This is a genomic window from Flavobacteriales bacterium, from assembly GCA_016700415.1.
GTDB lineage: Bacteria > Bacteroidota > Bacteroidia > Flavobacteriales_F > PHOS-HE28 > PHOS-HE28.
In genome coordinates this window covers 2898781-2916646 of sequence record CP065018.1, presented here as the reverse complement: position 1 = coordinate 2916646, position 17866 = coordinate 2898781, and the positions used below count along the sequence as shown (strand labels likewise).

22 protein-coding genes are annotated in these 17866 nt (G+C 59.8%); 7 read left to right on the top strand and 15 right to left on the bottom strand.

Translation table 11 applies throughout. From position 1 onward, the window contains the following. Nucleotides 1-28: 28 nt before the first annotated feature. Nucleotides 29-493, bottom strand: coding sequence for a hypothetical protein (locus IPP95_12190; GenBank protein QQS71934.1), 465 nt, complete (start codon nucleotides 491-493; stop codon nucleotides 29-31). Further along, on the bottom strand, nucleotides 490-1455 hold the full coding sequence (locus IPP95_12185) for a polyprenyl synthetase family protein (protein QQS74262.1): 966 nt from the start codon (nucleotides 1453-1455) through the stop codon (nucleotides 490-492). Before IPP95_12185 ends, IPP95_12190 begins: the two co-directional genes overlap by 4 nt. 145 nt (nucleotides 1456-1600) lie before the next feature. On the opposite strand from IPP95_12185, the gene IPP95_12180 reads away from it, so the two are divergent. Next, nucleotides 1601-2317, top strand: coding sequence for a hypothetical protein (locus IPP95_12180; protein ID QQS71933.1), 717 nt, complete (start codon nucleotides 1601-1603; stop codon nucleotides 2315-2317). 57 nt (nucleotides 2318-2374) lie between these two features. Here IPP95_12180 and rlmN read toward each other — a convergent pair whose 3' ends face one another. Next, a complete protein-coding gene (rlmN, locus tag IPP95_12175; GenBank protein QQS71932.1) occupies nucleotides 2375-3469 on the bottom strand; it encodes a 23S rRNA (adenine(2503)-C(2))-methyltransferase RlmN in 1095 nt (364 codons plus the stop codon). Between the two features lie 272 nt (nucleotides 3470-3741). On the opposite strand from rlmN, the gene IPP95_12170 reads away from it, so the two are divergent. Further along, nucleotides 3742-4140, top strand: coding sequence for a hypothetical protein (locus IPP95_12170; protein QQS71931.1), 399 nt, complete (start codon nucleotides 3742-3744; stop codon nucleotides 4138-4140). Between the two features lie 45 nt (nucleotides 4141-4185). On the opposite strand, the gene IPP95_12165 is transcribed toward IPP95_12170, so the two are convergent. Continuing rightward, a complete protein-coding gene (locus tag IPP95_12165; protein QQS71930.1) occupies nucleotides 4186-4353 on the bottom strand; it encodes a hypothetical protein in 168 nt (55 codons plus the stop codon). 87 nt (nucleotides 4354-4440) lie between these two features. Between IPP95_12165 and IPP95_12160 the strand changes: the two genes are divergently transcribed. Further along, the gene (locus tag IPP95_12160) at nucleotides 4441-5421 is read left to right on the top strand and encodes a c-type cytochrome (GenBank protein QQS71929.1); all 981 of its coding nucleotides are present in this window, start codon (nucleotides 4441-4443) and stop codon (nucleotides 5419-5421) included. 4 nt (nucleotides 5422-5425) lie between these two features. Here the strand turns inward: IPP95_12160 and IPP95_12155 are convergent, their stop codons facing one another. The 5 genes from IPP95_12155 to IPP95_12135 all read right to left on the bottom strand — a co-directional run bounded on the left by IPP95_12155 (nucleotide 5426) and on the right by IPP95_12135 (nucleotide 9595). After that, entirely contained in the window at nucleotides 5426-6214 is a 789-nt protein-coding gene (locus IPP95_12155) for a queuosine precursor transporter (GenBank protein QQS71928.1), read from the bottom strand. Beyond that, nucleotides 6211-7011, bottom strand: coding sequence for an MOSC domain-containing protein (locus tag IPP95_12150; GenBank protein ID QQS71927.1), 801 nt, complete (start codon nucleotides 7009-7011; stop codon nucleotides 6211-6213). Before IPP95_12150 ends, IPP95_12155 begins: the two co-directional genes overlap by 4 nt. Before the next feature lie 64 nt (nucleotides 7012-7075). Further along, nucleotides 7076-7324 (bottom strand): type II toxin-antitoxin system HicA family toxin, encoded by a 249-nt coding sequence (locus tag IPP95_12145; protein ID QQS71926.1) that lies wholly within the window; start codon nucleotides 7322-7324, stop codon nucleotides 7076-7078. Further along, nucleotides 7321-7527 (bottom strand): 2-oxoisovalerate dehydrogenase, encoded by a 207-nt coding sequence (locus IPP95_12140; GenBank protein QQS71925.1) that lies wholly within the window; start codon nucleotides 7525-7527, stop codon nucleotides 7321-7323. The genes IPP95_12145 and IPP95_12140 overlap by 4 nt, the downstream gene beginning before the upstream one ends. 115 nt (nucleotides 7528-7642) lie before the next feature. Beyond that, complete coding sequence (locus IPP95_12135) at nucleotides 7643-9595, bottom strand: hypothetical protein (GenBank protein ID QQS71924.1); 1953 nt, start codon at nucleotides 9593-9595, stop codon at nucleotides 7643-7645. A 347-nt stretch (nucleotides 9596-9942) separates the two neighbouring features. Between IPP95_12135 and IPP95_12130 the strand changes: the two genes are divergently transcribed. Further along, complete coding sequence (locus IPP95_12130) at nucleotides 9943-11592, top strand: hypothetical protein (protein QQS71923.1); 1650 nt, start codon at nucleotides 9943-9945, stop codon at nucleotides 11590-11592. A gap of 119 nt (nucleotides 11593-11711) precedes the next feature. Here the strand turns inward: IPP95_12130 and IPP95_12125 are convergent, their stop codons facing one another. Continuing rightward, on the bottom strand, nucleotides 11712-11888 hold the full coding sequence (locus IPP95_12125) for a hypothetical protein (GenBank protein QQS71922.1): 177 nt from the start codon (nucleotides 11886-11888) through the stop codon (nucleotides 11712-11714). Nucleotides 11889-12027: 139 nt separating this feature from the next. Continuing rightward, nucleotides 12028-12165 carry a hypothetical protein gene (locus tag IPP95_12120; GenBank protein QQS71921.1) on the bottom strand — a complete coding sequence of 46 codons (138 nt, stop codon included), beginning with the start codon at nucleotides 12163-12165 and terminating at the stop codon, nucleotides 12028-12030. A 148-nt stretch (nucleotides 12166-12313) separates the two neighbouring features. Between IPP95_12120 and IPP95_12115 the strand changes: the two genes are divergently transcribed. After that, a complete protein-coding gene (locus IPP95_12115) occupies nucleotides 12314-12958 on the top strand; it encodes an AAA family ATPase (protein ID QQS71920.1) in 645 nt (214 codons plus the stop codon). A gap of 129 nt (nucleotides 12959-13087) precedes the next feature. On the opposite strand, the gene nadD is transcribed toward IPP95_12115, so the two are convergent. The 4 genes from nadD to IPP95_12095 form a co-directional block, all read right to left on the bottom strand. Next, entirely contained in the window at nucleotides 13088-13678 is a 591-nt protein-coding gene (nadD, locus tag IPP95_12110; GenBank protein QQS71919.1) for a nicotinate (nicotinamide) nucleotide adenylyltransferase, read from the bottom strand. After that, the gene (gene gmk, locus IPP95_12105) at nucleotides 13675-14250 is read right to left on the bottom strand and encodes a guanylate kinase (protein ID QQS71918.1); all 576 of its coding nucleotides are present in this window, start codon (nucleotides 14248-14250) and stop codon (nucleotides 13675-13677) included. Before gmk ends, nadD begins: the two co-directional genes overlap by 4 nt. A 5-nt stretch (nucleotides 14251-14255) precedes the next feature. Continuing rightward, nucleotides 14256-15113, bottom strand: a complete 858-nt coding sequence (locus IPP95_12100) for a YicC family protein (protein ID QQS74261.1) — start codon at nucleotides 15111-15113, stop codon at nucleotides 14256-14258. A gap of 102 nt (nucleotides 15114-15215) precedes the next feature. After that, on the bottom strand, nucleotides 15216-16130 hold the full coding sequence (locus tag IPP95_12095) for a DMT family transporter (GenBank protein ID QQS71917.1): 915 nt from the start codon (nucleotides 16128-16130) through the stop codon (nucleotides 15216-15218). A gap of 45 nt (nucleotides 16131-16175) precedes the next feature. On the opposite strand from IPP95_12095, the gene IPP95_12090 reads away from it, so the two are divergent. Further along, on the top strand, nucleotides 16176-17399 hold the full coding sequence (locus IPP95_12090; GenBank protein ID QQS71916.1) for a flippase-like domain-containing protein: 1224 nt from the start codon (nucleotides 16176-16178) through the stop codon (nucleotides 17397-17399). A gap of 80 nt (nucleotides 17400-17479) precedes the next feature. Then, entirely contained in the window at nucleotides 17480-17863 is a 384-nt protein-coding gene (locus IPP95_12085; protein ID QQS71915.1) for a hypothetical protein, read from the top strand. The last annotated feature ends 3 nt before the right edge of the window (nucleotides 17864-17866 follow it).

Here is a 17866-nt window from a genome sequence, read left to right as displayed (position 1 = left end):
ACCGCGAATTTACCTAACCGCTCCTGCCCTATCGGGGATCGTTGATAACTGCCCCGCTGGTGTCATAGTGTGCCGTGCGTTCCAAGTTCCCTTCTTCATTGTAGAACTCCCAGCGGCCCACCTGTTTATCGTTGCGGTACTGGCCGGTGTAGTACATGGCGCCATTGTCGCGGAAGACGGCGGAGAGCCCTTCCAGCACGCCGTCGCGGTATTCATTCCGGCTCTTCACGCGGCCCTGGGGGGTAAAGCTCGTCCATATACCGTGGCGCTTGCCGTCCTTCATGTCACCTTCCATCCGCAGCCAACCTTCCGGGCTGTACACCTTGTCATGGCCATTGATCACTTTCACGGTATCCCGTGGATCGGAGCGGGTCTTTGCTCCTTCAGGCTTGTTCCCTTCCGCTTGATGGCCTGAATTCCCTGAGTTGCCGCCACAGCTAAGGACCGTCAAGGCGATCACAAGGATCATGATCTTCGGGAAAATGGTGCTCATTTGTTCCGTTCCACGGTCATTTCCAACAGGCCCTCCAGGGAATAACGTGCATCGGTGGCGGGCAATTGATGCAGAATTGCGAGTGCCTGATCGCGCTGTTCATACATCCGTCCGCGGGCATGGGCGATGCCGCCGACCTCCACCACCTTGGCCACCAAGCGGGCCACGGCCTTGTTGTCGGTGCTTTCGTGCTTCACGGTGCGCACCATCCATCGGCGGTCCTTGGCGTCCACGTGTTGCAGTGCAAAGATCAACGGCAATGTGAGCTTACCCTCCTTGATGTCGATGCCGGTGGGTTTCCCCACGTCCTGCCCGGCCCCGTAGTCGAACAGGTCGTCCTTGATCTGGAAAGCCGTGCCGGCATGTTCTCCGAAGCGGTGCATCAGGGCGGTCTCCTGCACACTGGCCCCGCCGGCATGGGCGCCGCTGGCACAGCAGGCTGCGATAAGGCTGGCGGTCTTCTTCCGGATGATGTCGAAATACACGTCCTCCTTGAAGTTGAGCCCCCTCGCCTTTTCCAGCTGAAGCAACTCGCCTTCGCTCATCTCGCGCACAGCGGTGCTCACGATGCGGAGCAGTTCGAACTGTTCCTTCTCCACCGCCAGCAGAAGCCCTTTGCTCAACAGGTAGTCGCCCACGAGCACGGCGATCTTGTTCTTCCACAGCGCATTGATGCTGAAGAAGCCCCGCCGCATGTTGCTGTCGTCCACCACGTCGTCATGCACCAATGTGGCGGTGTGCAAAAGCTCGATCAGCGAGGCCGCAGTATAGCCCGCCTCGTTGATCGGCCCGAATTGCCGGGCGCTCAGCAAGGTGAACAGTGGCCGCATCTGCTTGCCCTTCCGCTGCACGATGTAGTGCATCACCCGGTCCAGCAAAGCGACCTTGCTGCGCATGGCCTCGCGGAAGCGCCCCTCGAAGAGGTCCATCTCGGCGGCCACCGGACCGCGGATCTCCGCCATGGAAAGCGGGACCGCGACTTCGCGCACAGGGGATGCGGCGTTCATCCCGCAAAGATGGGCAGGCACGGGCGAAGAGCCGCCGGGAATTCCGCCCCGGAAGGTCAGGACCGGTCCGGGAGAACGCTCCGCCCCGTACATTCGGCACATGACGCGCCGTGTTCTACCCTTGTTTTTGGCATTCGCCTTGGCCTGTTCCGGGGGCGGTGTGATGGCCCAGACCGGCGGAAAGACCACGAAAGTGTTGCTGTACAAGGACCGGCTGGCCGCCCAATGGGATACGGTAAACTGCGTGAAGAACGTCCTCAAGATCAACCCGTTGTTGTTCTTGCGCGGTGAGATCCCCCTGTATTACGAGCGTGCCCTCTCCCACCGGCTCAGCGCCGAGATCGCCGTTGGCGTCACCTTCCGGAATTATTTAGGCGGCGGCTTCACCGGTGACAAGGCGGATGATTTCAGCGCTGGAACGAAGATCATCGCCAAGCCGTCGTTCCATGTGGGCCTCCGCTGGTACCTCACGGATGACATTGAACCACAGGGCATTTACGTCCAAGGCGAGTTCGCTTACTTGGATCATAGCAAAGACATCTCCAAGAAGGACAGCTCCGGGCATTTCACGGATGAGACCCTGCGCGACCAACGGCTGTACAACGATGTCCGCCTCTACTTTGGCTACCAGCGCTTGGCCAGCACCAACAATTGGCTTTTCGACGCATACTGCGGCCTAGGTTTCCGGAACCGCTCGCTCACCTTGGTGGATGAGCGGCTGGACCTAGCCGACCGCCGCTGGAGTTACTCCGTGGAGGAGACCCACGATAACGTATTGGCGGTGTTCCTCGGCGTGAAGATCGGCTACGGCTTTTGAACAGTTGAACAGCTTAAGTGACGATCATCTGATGGTTCCAACCGGAGCACCCATCAGCTAATCCTTTGTAACCGCCGACTTCATCACCCGTTCCCCGCCCTTCACCGCCGGCTCGTTCTTGTTGGCCAACTGTCCGCAGGCCGCGTCGATGTCACGACCGCGACTGCGGCGGATGCGCGTCGTGATGCCCTTGCTCTCCAAATAGTTCTGGAACTTCAAGGCCTGCTCGATCGGTGTGCGCTGGAAACGCCCGTCATCGGTGGCGTTGTACTCGATCAGGTTCACCTTGGCGTCCACTTTGCTGCAGAGGCGCACCAGATCACGCGCGTCCTCAAGCGAGTCGTTGAAGTCCCGGAAGAGGATGTACTCGAACGTGATGTCCTTGCGTGTGAGGCGCGTGTAGTGGCGCAGCGCGGAAAGCAGCTCCTCCAGGTTGTTGGTGTCGTTGATCGGCATCAGGCTACTGCGCTTCTCATCAGTGGCGGCGTGCAACGAAAGGGCGAGATTGAACTTGGCCCCGTCATCACCGAGTTCGCGGATCTGCTTGGCGAGGCCCGCAGTGCTCACCGTGATCCGGCGGTAGCTCATGCCCAGGCCGTCCTCCGCGTTGATGCGCTCGGCGCTGCGCATGGTGTTGGTATAGTTCAGCAGCGGCTCGCCCATGCCCATGTACACGATGTTGGTGAGCGGGCGCTTGAGATGCTCCTCGGCCAAGCGTGCGATCTGCACCACTTGGTCCACGATCTCGCCTGCGCTCAGGTTGCGCACACGCTTCAGCCTGCCCGTGGCGCAGAAGTCACAATCCAGGCTGCACCCGATCTGCGAGCTGACGCAGGCTGTGATGCGCTTTTCCGTGGGGATCAGCACACCTTCCACGATGTGGCCGTCCCATGTGCGGAAAGCACATTTGATGGTGCCGTCGTCGCTCTTCTGCTGCTCGGCGATCACCAGTGGGCGCAATACGGCTCGCTCGGCCAACTTCGCCCGGAAGTCTTTGGAAAGATTGCTCATCGCCTCGATCGAGGGCGCATGCGTCTTCCACAACCACTCCCACACCTGCGCGGCGCGGTAAGGCTTCTCGCCCAGCTCGGCAACGAGGGCTATGACCTCCTCCTTGGAAAGTTCACGAAGGTCGATGGGCTTGGCGTTCATGGTGCAAAGGTCGCGTTTTGTGCGGCCATTTACTTATCCCAATATGCGCCAACCGCGAAGTTGGAAGAAGTGGGCAGATGCGTTCACCACTGCGTTCAGTCCGAAATGTTGGTTGATCACGGAAGGTGGATCGGCAAGTCCATTGGACAGGGGCAGGTCCGACCCGGCCAATAGACCTCCACATCCCCCCACGCCAAAGAGGCACCTTGATGTGTCGCGATTACTTTTACCACACTTCACCACATTGGGACATTTGACCGAACGACCCTGACATGCGCTTAACGGCAAGCATCCTCCTATCGTTGCTCCTTAGCTGCGCTTCCTATGCACAACGCACCTTCGATGTGACGATCGCCGACAGCACCTACCACATGAAACAGTACTGGTTCGTGCTGTACACTAGCGGCGATGCGCCGCCATTGGACAGTGCCACTTCCGCGCTCACGCTGAAACAGCATTTGGAACATCAGGAAGAGCAGGCGGAACGGGGCTTGATACAAATGGCAGGGCCATTCGGTGATGATGGCGACTGGCGAGGGTTGCTGCTTTACGATTGCGATTCCCGTGAGGAGGTCGAAGGCTACCTCCGGATGGACCCGTTCGTGAAGGCCGGCCGGTTGAAGTATGAGATCCATCCGTGGTACGGCGCGGTCGGCACTACGCTCAAATAGATCATTCCTTTGTGATCAAGGCACCCCGCAAGGCGGTATAAGTGCTCACGGCCCCTTCTTCTTGTGCTTGGTCGTGCGCGTATAGGACTTCTTGCTTTTCTCCACCTTCTCCCGGAAGCGCCCGTCCAGCGCCCCTTGCTCCTTGCGCTCTTCACGCACGGCGGCTTGCTCGATCTGTAGGAGCTCTTTCTTGGTGATGCGCTTCTTCGCCATGACACTGCAAAATTGCGACACAACCACCTCGACAGTTGCATTTCCGCTCTCGCTGAAATTAGTTTTCGCTTCGCAAACCACAATAACATGAAAAAGTTCCTGAAGGTCATCGGCATTCTGTTGGCCGTGCTGGTGCTCATCATCATCGGTGGCCTCACCTACATCACACAGGCCCTTCCGGACATTCCGGTGCCTAAAGACCTGCATGTGGAGCTAACACCGGAGCGCTTGGCCCGGGGGGAATACTTAGCCAACCATGTAGCGGTCTGCATGGACTGCCACAGCACCCGCGACTGGAACAAATTCGCCGCACCACCGGAGCCCGGCACGCTGGGGAAGGGAGGCGAGATGTTCGACCAGACCATGGGTTTCCCCGGTAGTTTCGTGGCAAAGAACATCACCCCGTTCAACCTGAAGGGCTGGAGCGACGGGGAGATATACCGTGCGATCACCAGTGGGGTGGATAAGGATGGCCGCGCCTTCTTCCCGGTGATGCCCTATCTCTACTACAGCAAACTGGCGACGGAGGACGTGTACAGCATCATTGCCTATGTGCGTTCGTTGCCGTCCATCGAGAGCCACCCCGGGGATTCCAAGGCGGACTTCCCGATGAACATCATTCTGCACACCATCCCGGAACCGGCGCACCCCGTGCCGCTGCCAAAGCTCACGGACCCGGGGTACGGCGCGTACATCACCAATGCCGCAGGCTGCCGCGAATGCCACACCAAGCAGGAAAAGGGCAAGATGGTGGGCGAGCCCTTCGCCGGCGGATTCGAGTTCCGCTTCCCGAACGGCGCCACCTTACGCTCCTCCAATATCACACCGGATCCGGTGAACGGCATCGGCGAATGGGACAAGGCGACCTTCATCCGCAAGTTCAAGCAGTTCGCGGACAGCAGCTACGTGCCTGCCCCGATCGACTGGAAAGCAGGAGACTTCCAAACAGTGATGCCTTGGATGATGTACGCCGGCATGACCGAGCAGGACCTAGGCGCGATCTACGACCACCTACGCACGGTACCCGCCGTGGCAACGAAGGTGGAGTACTGGTCACCCGCCGAATAGCGGTTCACTGGTCGGCCCTCAGCACCATCGCGGCCTCCCGCATGGCGTGCGCGCGTTCCTTCCCCACATAGCGCTCCACGCTCGCATGAACGAGGTAGATCACCGGAGTGGACAAAAGGGCAACGACGAATTTATAGCTGTATGCCGTGATCACCAACGCGGTGCATTGCGCGAAAGGCATGCCCTTGAAGAGCCAGAACGCCACGTAGGTCACCACAACGCTGTCGATGAGCTGGCTGATGAGCGTGCTGCCGGTGGCGCGCAGCCAAATGCGCCTGTCACCAGTGATGCGCTTGAGCCTGCGGAAGATGCTCGCGTCCACAAGCTGCCCGATGATGAAAGCCGTAAGTGAACCGATGATGATGTTGTTGCCCTGCCCGAAGATGCTCTTGAACGCCGCCTGCATGTCCGGTACGCCTTGACCTGCGCTACTCGTCATCCACCAGCCGAGGTCCGGGGGCATGTGGATGGCGAACCACATCAGGACATACGTGAAGGCGATCAATCCCGCAGTGATCAAGGTGAGGAAGCGTACGCCGCGCACACCGAAGTAATCGTTGATCACATCGGTCATGATGAAGATGATGGGCCACGGCAGCACGCCCACGCTGAGCACGAAGGACAAATGATGCTGGCCCAACAAGGTGAAATCCGCCTTGTCGATGCCAAGCGCGGTCTCCAACTGGAAGAGTTTCACACCGATCATCTCCGCGACGATGGCGCTGGCCACAAAGAAGGAGCCGAGGATGATATAGAGGCGCGTGGCCTTATCGTTGAGTATCGCGTGGATCATGCGTTCACCTGCACGGGGACACCGACATGGATCGTCCCCATTTCAGCAAATGTCGCATTCATCCCAAAACGCACCTTGTTCCCCACGGAGCGAAAGGTGGCCAACGTTCGCAAGGGCTCTTTCGAGCGCTCGCCCGTTCGCTGGTCCGTGGTGATGATGACGCAACGCGCGCAGGGTTTCACGATGTTGAAGTGCGTCTCGCCGATGATGATGGTTTTCCAATCATCCTCTTGGAACGGCGCGCCGCCTGTAATTACGAAGTTGGGGCGAAAGCGGTCCATCCGCACCGGTGTTCCCAGCCGCGCATTGAGGTCGTCCAACGAGGCTTGCGAAATGATCAGGGACGGATAACCGTCGTTGAGCGCCACGGGGACATCGGCGTAGGTCGGGTCCGTGGTGCGCACCGTACTGTCTGGCATGTAGGCCAGTCGCACCGGGCGTTGCAGGGTTTCGCTGAACCATTGATGCATGAAAGCAGGGCCGAGCATCAGGTCTACATCATCGTCCCAGACTTTGGCCTTGACGCGTTCCGCCTCCTGAAGAGACCACGGTACATCGACCGTATTCCCATTCCGCACATCGGTGACACGGAACCCGTTACCGTGCGCTGCGCAATGCAGGCATGCCATGGCCTGGCATTCCCGTTGCGACAGGAACCGGCCATCGGGATCGATCAGCATCCAGCGGCGATCGTGCTCCAAACCTCTGTCCGTCAAGCGTATGTCCGGAACAGAAAATCCACCTAAGGATTTGACCGGGTAGATGTGGATGGAAGCGAGCGTGGTGGGCGATGTCATGGAAGAAGAACCGGGGTCAGCCTTACGGATCGAGGTCATCGCTCCCGCAATTGCCGGTTCACATTCAGGTCTTACTGAAGAGCGAGGCCATCAGAGCATCCCTGCTCAGGCTATGATGGACGGCGACATCACGCAATATTGCGGACAATGTCCCCACCTTCAGTGGGCGGTGTTCCGGGATAGTGATGTGATGGACACCGTTGCGGGAGGTCGTCAAACGAATATGGCTGCCGCTCTGTCGAGTGACCTCATAACCCAGTTTCCCAAGGGCGGCGATCAACTCCCTACCGTCGAGGTCGCGTGGAATCCTCATGCAGCGAACACCACTTCCTTCACCATGTGTAAGCGCACCACCTTCGGGCGCTCGCTGTCCTCAAAATGGCAGATCAAGGCATCGCGGACATTTGCCTCCAACTCCTTAAGGTCCGCACCATCGGTGAAAATTGAATGGTCCAATGCCTTGGCCTCCAAACCGCCTTCGGGGGATTCCTCAACCAGAAAAATGATCTCTTTCATGGGTATGGCCTTGTGCTGTAAAGATAGGGGAACAAGAGGCTCTGCCTTTCAGTGGAACACCCAATGACCCGCATGAGTTTGAGCGGAGTGCTGATGGAAGCGATCGTGGTCGGCATCATGGCGCGGTCCGCACCACACGTACCATGCGATCACCCTGCGGTGTCGTGATCACCAAGTGATACACGCCGACCTGCTCAGGAAGTTCGCAACGCCAGCCATCGCCGTGTCGCGATGTTCTCAGCGGCACACGCTTGCCCCCGGCATCGTAGGCGATGACCTTGGTGGTCTCCGGCATGGTGATCAGCACGAAGCCGTCGCGCGTGGGATTCGGGAAAACCTGTGCGGCGATGTACCGTGCAGCGTGGATACCCGTTCCGATATCCGTCAGCGAATCCGTCGCCATCAGGTCCGGGGTGCCATCGGCATTGTCATACATCGTGCGGAACGTGTCGATCCGCGGTCCGTGGAGGTTGAACATCTCCGAATTCCACAAGGGCGGCACCTGCTGGTAGAACACTTTCGTCGTCACATGCACCGCCCCCGCGTATCCGTTGGTCGCGATGTGGTAATGGACGATATCGCCGCCATTGCCCTCCACACCGCCGGCATCGTGGTTGAAGTCCGGGTCGGTCAATGCCCGGCCCGCGATCGCCGTGGTGTCATAGCTGAAATGTGAAGTGCTGTAGCCGATCGGCACAAGGCGGTTGTCCTTCACCCGTATCGCCGCGCGATTGAGGACACGGGTCACATCACCGTTCACGTCCCCCATCACGAACTCATAGATCTGCACTTGGTCGCCCTGGGTGATCACATCGTGGTGCGGCTCATAGTCCGCGTCGTGCCCGTACACCTCGTAGGTCCCGTCCCATCGGCCGCTTTGGAAGAGGGTGTCGCCGGTGGCGGTGAGCGCGATCACTTGCACGAACGCACGCCGGTTCGGGAAACCGCTGGGGATCTTGTGGCCGATGATGTTGGTGAGGTGTACGTCCACGAAGACGGTGTCGTCCGTGCGTTCCGCGACCTCCGTATGCAGTTCCAAGGCATGTTCCAGCTGGTACTGGGTGCGTGCGATGGTACTGTCGAACTGGGCGGTCGTGGCCGGGATGCCCAGTGTGCTGATGTGGCTCTTCATCAGCTTCAACATGAAATTGCCGCCGCCCGCGAGGTGGTGTTTGCCGAAGGGCGATTGGCCGCTCAGGAAGATGTACTCCGATGCCAGCACGATGGAGTCCTGGATCCGTGGCATGTGGCAGCTGCGGCAGTTCTGCTCTGTTCCGAAGTAGATCGAATTCTCGTATTCCTGCCACATGGTCTGCTCGTAGAAATACCCTCCCGTAAAGTTGCCTTCGAGGTCCAAGGTCCTGTTGATCGCCGTGTGACATCCGGCACAGACACGGCCGTCGAGGATGTGCGAACCTTGGTCCGGCGTAAAGCCCACGAAGTACTGCATGATGTCCGGGTTGATCTGGTCCTGGGTGTACGGCCCCCAGACACGTGCGCTGTCGAAATGCAGATCCCCGGAAAAGAAGCGCCCCGCCGAATCCGGGTTCTGCATGTGGCAGGCCAAGCAGGAGACCCCGTCCTGTGCCATCACGCTCGTATCGTACTGTGCCAGGGTGAAGGGCGGGTTGCCCAGCATCTTCTGCTCAAAGACCGCTAACGGAGCATGGCACTTCATGCAGTTGTGCTCGATCGCCTCCTTGTGCCCGGGGTATACCAGGCCCTCGTGCTCGACCTTGGCTAAGAAGAAGGGGTCGCGCGCGCTGTTCGCCATCATGCTGCTGCGCCAGTCGTCGGTCACGTTCACATCCTCGCCCTCCCCGGCCACCATGGCGATGCCCAGCGAATCGTGCCCATGGCAACCGGAGCAGCGCCCCGCCGTGACGAAATAAGTGCCGAATTGCACATCGAGCCCTTGGATCTGTTCGCGGAGAATGGACAGCTCCAACGGGCTGTGCGGGCCCTTCACGGGGGTGGTCGCAGCGGACCAGCCTACGAGCAACAGCACCAAGACGCCCAGCCCCGTGATCACACGGAGCTTTTTAGGGAAAAGGGAGGAACGGCGCATTCCGGATGGCGAAGGTATACGTGGTTGAACCTGAAATGTGTCGTTCAGGGCCGGATCGACCCCGGACCTTTTCCTGAAAGAACCACGGATGAACACGGATAAAGAGTCACAAGAGCAGAGGTTCAACAGCAGGGCACGCAACGAAATACTCTACCTGACAGAAGTCCCCGCAAATGTGACTGTCCGCATGCATCCATGATGTGCTCCCCATCCGAGTTCATCCGTGTCCATCCAGGGTTCAAACCCGGAGCGGACATTGACGCACTCATCACTTTCCCGCACACCATCGTTGATGCTTCCACGTTAGGTCCGAGCATGGATCACGGCACGCTTCTACTTTTGACCGCATGATCGTCCGACCATCCCTTCCAACCATTACCGGCAACCGCCTGCTCCAAGTGATCTTGCTGGCCGTGGGGCTCACTACCATCACCCCCGCCCAAGCCCAGACGGTGCTGCCCTATGTAGACCATTGGGACAGCCTGAAGACGGTGAAGAAGAGCGAGGGCCTGATGGTGAACGGACGCGAATGGGGAGAATGGAAATTCTGGGACACCCAAGGCCGCCTGACCGAAAAGAGCGACTTCAAAAGTGGCGAACGTGACGGCCACGTGGTGATCTTCTACGACAATGGCAAGGTGCAGCATGATGGTTGGATCCACCAGGGCAAGCAGGACAGCGTGATGCACAGCTACTACCGCACCGGACAGGTGATGGAGGAAGGCAGCTATGTGAAGGACGTGAAGGACAGCCTCTGGAATTACTATTACCCGGGCGGGCACCTCCTGTTGACCGAACGTTGGGGCAAGGGCATCTGCCTGAGCCTCGACGCATGGGACCGCGACAGCACGCAGACACTGAAGAAAGGGGAAGGGTTGATCCGGACCTACTACCCCACCGGCGATACCGCCGAGGTGAGCCATTACCATTTCGGCGTACATAGTGGGGAGCAACGTGAATATTGGCCCGCTGGGAACCTGAAGGCCAAAGGTCTGTGGCTCGGAGGCGTGAAGCACGGGAAATGGGACCATTGGTATTCCAAAAGCGTTCATGAGCGGAGTGAAACATGGAACAAGGGCAAGCTGGACGGCCCCTTCACAGCGTGGTTCACGGATGGCAAGGAGAATGTCGAGGGCTTCTACCGGGAAGGGAAAAGGGACAGTACCTGGACCTGGTTCACCGCCACCGGCGACCGCGACATGCTCGGCCATTTCAAGAATGACCTGCAGGACGGGCTCTGGAAATATTGGTACCCCAATGGGCAGCTAAGCTCCACCGGGCTCTACCGGGCGGACAAGCAGGAAGGCGAGTGGCTCTACTACTACGATGGAGGCCAGAACTGGAAACGCGGCACCTTCAAGAACGGAGAGAAAGACGGCCAGTGGACCACCTGGTTCGAGAGTGGCCAGAAACTCCAGGAAGGCAATTACGTGAACGGCAAGGAGGAAGGGGAATGGAACAGCTGGTTCGAGAACGGGCAGCAAAAGGACAAAGGCTCATTCAAACTGGGAGAGATGGACGGCATCTGGCAAGGCTGGTTGCCCGACGGCACCCAGATCTATATGGCCACCTGGAAGGACAACACGAAGAACGGTCCTTGGAAAAGCTGGTTCGACAATGGAAAACCGAATGAGGTGGGCAGCTTCGCGGACGGGTTGAAGAGCGGCAACTGGCAGGTGTACAATGTGCGCGGCGTGCCTGTGAGCGAGGGAATGTACGTGAAAGGCACCCCGAACGGCCCATGGACCTACTATGACGATGCCGGGGTCAAGCAACGGGTGCAAGGCTTTGTGAACGGCGCTCCGGAAGGCAAATGCACCGTGTATGACCGAAGGGGCCGCATCGTTCAGGAGATGAACTACAGGAACGGCCGACTGGACGGCACCATGACCAGGTACGACGGCACGGGCAAGGCGGTCTCCACGGTGGAATATGAGGATGGGGCGGTAAAGCGTGCACCTCCACCAGCTGTAGGGAAGCAGAAGAGGCATCGGTGAGATCGCAGTGTGAGCAGGATCATACGATCAACTGAACGTGAGAAAGCCCCGGCTGTTCGCCGAGGCCTTGCCACCTGTCCGTTTTGAGCCCCGTCAAGAGGGAAGCACCAGTGCCATGTTCATCGGTAGCCGTTGATGTAAGCGTTGGCGATCAGCTCGCTTTCCCTTACCAGCCCCTGCACGATCTCCCGGATCAGCTCATCGAGCTGTTGGTCCGAGTACCGCTGCAGGTCGTTGTACACATGCGACTTGCGCTTGCTGCTCTTGATGAAGGCTATCTTGTCCTTCTTCGTCATGGCACTTTCAACGGCAGCTCGTGGCAAAAGGATCCATTCCGGTGAAAATTTTCCTTCCGTACCCGTCGGCATTGAGCATTTCAGCCTTGCACGTGGCGGAATACCCCACCGCCGCACCAAGCTTTGACCGGATGCAGGGTCAGGCCATGGCCACGGGCCGCATGCGCAAGGCGAACAACAGGCGCAAGGCGTGCAGGTAGCGTTCCACATCACCGGCCATCATCATGCGGGTGGCGGCGTTCATCAGCTTTTGGGCACGTTCGGCATTGGGTTTCATCGGGGATGGGAATTGGTTTGCTCACCCCAAAGCCAATGCCATGCCAAACCCCGGAAAGTCTTGTCCCTGCTGGATGTCGGCGAGAATTTCAGGGGCTTCCCCTCTTCGGGCTTCCATGGAAAGCCTCCCCGCCCTACATTTGGCGACGATGCATCGCGGCGCCTACCTAGTTGGTGTGGCCGGAGGCAGTGGATCGGGGAAGACCACCCTGGTACGCGCCCTCCGCGATCTGCTCCCCCCCGAAAGTGTGTGCATCGTATCCCAGGACGACTATTATCTGCCCATCGAGCAGCAGGTGAAGGATGCCAACGGCAAGGTGAATTTCGATCTGCCCGGCGCGCTGGACCTTGATCTGCTGGCCGAAGACCTGCGTTGCTTGGCCTCGGGAGAAGCGGTTTACCGCCAGGAATACAACTTCAACATGGCCACCGAGCCCCGTTGGATGGAGATCCGCCCGGCGCGCGTGATCTTGGTGGAAGGTCTTTTTCTTTTGCAACATCCCGGCCTGCGGGAGCTGTTCGACCTGAAGGTGTTCGTGGAAGCCAGCGAGGAGATCCAGCTGAGCCGCCGTACCGCACGGGACGGCCGTGAACGCGGCTATGCCATGGCCGACGTGCTGTACCAGTGGGAGAACCACGTGATGCCCGCCTACCGGGAGCACCTCCTTCCCTATCGCAACCATTGCGACCTGCACGTGGTGAACGAGAGCAATTTTGAACGGGCGTTGGGCGTGCTGCGGGATCACCTTATGCACAAGACCGGCGTGCCCGAATTCGAGGCCCTTTCGGCGTGAACGGAAGTTTGGTCGCAGACCGTCCTACGCCGAAGCGGCTACGCCCAGGCGAGGGCGCAGAGGGAGGCGCGGAGAATGCCAAACGTGAGCTATGACGCGTGTTTGTCGGTCGCCAAAAATCGTCAGCGATCAACCTGCGTAAAGCCCGTTCTGGCGGATATACGCCAGGACCTTCGGGTCCAACAGCCCGTCCACCGGGTGCCAGTTCCTGAGCCGCACGCGGATGCCGGTGGAGGAGACGGGGGTCTGCGGCGCATCGGGCACAACGGTCACGGACGGGTGGTAGAGCAGGTCCGCCTGGGCGAGGTGTTCTTCCAGCCCGGGGCGCGGATAGACCAGCACGGGTGTCTTCTCCAACATCAGCGAGGCATCCTTCCATTCGTGCAGGGAAGCCAAGTTGTCGCTCCCGATGATGAGCGAGAACCTATGCTGCGGCCAGCGTTTGCGCATGAAGGTCAACGTGTCCGCCGTGTAGTTCGGCCGGGGCATGTCCAACTCCAGCCCGCTGGCGCTGAGGCCTTCCAAACCTTGCACGGCCAAGTGCGTCATGGCCAAGCGGTGCTTCTCCGGGCTCAACTTCCTGTCCTGCTTGAACGGGTTCTGTGGCGTGACCACCAGCCAGACCTGGTCCAAGCCCTGGTGCTCCCGCATGTACTTGGCCAGCAGCACATGCCCCAGATGCGGTGGGTCGAAGGAACCGAACAGGCAACCGATCTTCATGCGCTCAAGAATCCGGATACGGCCGAGTATGCTTCTTCACAGGCAAGCTGCATATCGTCATTGATCACCACCTGGTCATAGTGGACGGTGAAGGTGAGTTCGTGAGAGGCTTTGTCCATGCGGACCCGCAGTGATTCCGGAGTTTCAGAACCGCGTAACAGCAAACGCTGTTCCAATGCGGCGATGGTAGGCGGCGAGACGAAAAGCGACAGCGCGTTCTCACCGAAGATCTCCTTCAGGCGAAGGCCGCCCACTACGTCCACATCGAAAATAGGGTATCGCCCGTCCTTCCAGATGCGCTCGATCTCGCTGCGCAATGTGCCATAGAACCGGCCGGGGTAGACCTCCTCCCATTCCACAAAAGCGTCCGCAGCGATGCGCTTACGGAACTCCTCGGCGGAAAGGAAAAAGTAGTCGTGGCCATCACGCTCGTAATCCCGCTTGGGCCTGCTGGTGGCTGAAACGGAGAAATCCAGATCAAGGTCGCGCCCCAGCAGATGCCGCACGATGGTGGTCTTCCCCGCGCCGGACGGTGCCGAGACGATGATGCATTTGCCCTGTTCCGTCGCCATCCTCCTCACAGCACGTTCAGCATCTGCTCCTTGATCTTCTCCAGCTCGTCTTTCATCAGCACCACCCGCTTCTGCATTTCCGCATCGTTGCTTTTGGAGCCGAGCGTGTTGATCTCGCGCCCCATTTCCTGCGTGATGAAGCCGAGTTTGCGGCCTTGGCATTCCTCCTCTTCCATCGTCTTGAGGAAGTAGTCGCAATGGGTGGCGAGGCGTAGCTTCTCCTCTGTCACGTCCATTTTTTCCAGATAGAACACCAGCTCCTGCTCGAAGCGGTCCTGGTCCACCTTCGCCTGAAGCTCTTCCAGCCGAGCAAGGATGCGCTCCCGGGTGCGTGCGATCCGGCCGCTGTCCATCGCGGTCACTTCGGCCAGCAGGTTCGTGATGTTGTTGGTGCGCTGCTTCAGTTCGGCGTGCAGCTTGGCACCTTCGGCGGCCCTGAATTCCTCGTAAGCGGCCCAGGCCTGTTCCACCAAGGTAAAAACGGACTTCCACTCTTCGGGGTCGAACTCCTCCTTGGCGGTGGACATCACGTCCGGCATGCGGAGCACCACGGCCAGCAGGTCCGTGCTGCTTTCCGGGGCGACCGTATCGGCCACCTTGCGCAGTTCATCATAATAGGCTTTGATCACCTCGGCATTGAAGGTGGTCCGCTTGTCGACCTTCGTTCCTTCGGCGCCCACGTACAGATCGGCCTTGCCGCGCACCACGCGCTCCCCGGCCCATTGCCGCAATTCCGTTTCCTTTTCGCGCCAAGCTCCGGGCAACTTCACCTGCAGGTCCAGCTGCTTGCTGTTGAGCGACCGCAGTTCAACGGTCACCTTCTTCTCATTCACTAAACCTTCGGCGCGGCCGAAGCCGGTCATGGAGCGCAACATGGGCCGCAAATGTAGCAGGCTTCCCGCAGGGTCCTCTCGGGCGATCCTGCGGGAACGATGAACGCGGATGCCCCGGTTCGAAAGCCCGGTTCACGGTGATCCCGCAACGCTCCTTTTCTCCCTTCTTCCCACCAACCACACCCCTACGAAAATGCACGCCGCGCTTGTGAACTGCGGCCAACCCAGGCCGAGGTCGCCGTCCATCACGACGTATGCCGTTAACAAGGCCAGTACGGGCTGCAGATAAATGAAGGTGCCCGCCACGCTGGGCTGTACCACGCGGAGCGCCCATGTGTTCAGCAGGTAGGCCACGAAGGTCACCATCACCACCACGAACGCCAGGCCGCCTATCTGTGGCCAGGTGAGACCGGGCCAATCCACCACGGAAAACTCATGCAGGCCGAAAGGCACCACGATCACACTGCCCACCAGGAAGCACCATGCCATCACGGTCACTGCGGAGTACTTCGACATCAGCGGCTTCACCATCACCAGAAAGATCGCATAGGAGCTGGCGTTGATGAGGATGAAGAGGTCGCCGAGCATGGTGGCACCGTCATTGTGCGCGGTGCCATGGAAGATCAGCATCAATGCGCCGACCGCGCCCAACCCCACGCCCAGCGCCTTGTTCCTTGTGATCCGCTCCCCGATGAGCACGCCACTGAGCACCAGCACGAGGATCGGCGTGGCCACCATGATGATGCTGGCATGCACGGGCGAGGTGCGCATGAGCCCGTGGAAGAACATCAGTTGGTTGATGGCCACCCCTGACACACCGCAGAGCACCAACCGCTTCGCATCGCTCCAGGCCACGCGTTCCCGCTTGAGCAACCACATCGGCCAGAAGAGGAGATTCGCGCCCGCAACGCGGAGCAGAATGAGGCCGGAAGGCCCGATCACGCCCGGCATCAGGCCTTTCGCCACCACGTAGTTGATGCCGTAAAGCAGATTGACGAAAAAGAGAGCGGCGAGCGCGAGGGAACGGCGGTCGAGCGGGGAAGGCATGTGGAAGTGTGGCGGAAGCAGGGCGCCAGCGAATATCTTGGCCCCGTGGCAAAGGTGGTGCAAGAAGAGCTGGGCATCGACCCGAAGGATGAGCGCGAGGTGCGGCGTTCGTTCCGGGCGTGGCGTTCGGTGCTGCCCATCCTGTTCGGACTTTTTGCGGTGGCCTTTCTCCTGTGGCATGAATTGCATGAGGAGGGCTTTGAGCAAGTGGAGGCCGGCACCGGCAGCTACGCTTGGACGGATGCCAACCACAACGGCGAGGTGGACCTCGGCACGTCGGCGGAGTTCGTTCCTGCGGTACACGGCGGCTACCGTTTGATGAGCGGTATGGAGCGCTTGCGCAGCGTCCATCTCGCGCCTTGGGGCCTGTTGCTGCTGTTCGGCGCGCTGATCGCCAACGGCCTGCGTGACTACGGCTACATCCTGCGGCTGCGCATCCTCACCGACGGCGAGTTCGGCTGGAAACGCTCCTTCCAAGTGATCGCGCTCTGGGAATTCGCCACTGCGGTGGCCCCTGCGGTGGTGGGCGGCACCAGCGTGGCGATCTACGTGATGGCCAAGGACGGTACCCCGCTGGGGCGCAGCGCCGCGATCGTGCTGGTGACCGCCATGCTCGACGAGTTGTTCTTCCTCGTGTTCGCACCGGCGGTGTTCTTCCTCGTAGGCATGGACAGACTGTTCCCGCCGGAACTGGACGAAGCGATGTGGGGGCTTCCCGTGCAGGCGCTCTTCTGGATCGGTTATGCATTTATCGCGGTGATGAAGATCACCGTGTTCTATTCCGTCTTCTTCCGGCCCCGGGCGATCAAGCTGTTCTTGGTGAACCTCTTCAAGCACCGCTGGATCCGCCGTTTCCGGCCGCACATGGCCGAAGCCGGCGACGATCTCATCGCGGCCAGCGATCAGTTCAAGGGCAGGTCGGTCGGCTTCTGGCTGAAAGCGATCGCGGCCACTTGGTGCTCATGGGGCGCACGCTTCCTCGTGCTCAACCTCATCGCAGCGGCGTTCTTCAATGTGAGCGACCACTTGCTGATGTATGCACGCCAGATCGTGCTGTGGGTGATCCTGCTCATCAGCCCCACGCCCGGTGCGAGCGGCGCGGCGGAGTTCGCCTTCGTAGGCTTTATGCGCGACCTGCTTCCGGCCGGGGCGATGCTCGTGGTGGTGGCCTTGCTCTGGCGCTTGTTCACCTACTACCTCTATCTCTTCGTAGGGGCAGCCGTGGCCCCGGGCTGGTTGCGGCGCACTGGAAAGCCCCGCCCTGACTGACATCCCGGTTTTTTCGGCCAAGTGCGTGCATTTCCGGTGCTGATCCACCAACTTTGGGGCATCGTTCAGATCATCGCCCCATGTCGGACCCGGCCTCGGCCTTAGCACCTATGATCCATGACCAGCCCGCCACCGACGGGAAGGCGCTTCGGTCCTTCGGCCATGTGGAAGTACTGAGCATCAAACGCCGCTCGCGTAAACATCCGGAGCTATTGCTCTTCAAAGGCTCCCCCGGCTCCAAGCACAGTATCGTAAAAAGCGCCTTGATCACCATCGCGGAAACCCCGGATCTAACCCCGGCACCTTGGTTAGACAAGGAAAAGGGGCGTCTCCATCTGTGCTATCCGAGCCAGGAACATCCGGAACTGGCGGCCCTGCTGAAAGATCCCGGAGCCTACTTGTGCTATTTCTGGATCAGCTCGGACGGTGCTCAGAGCCACGCTTGGCTGTTGAAGATCCGCTGAGCA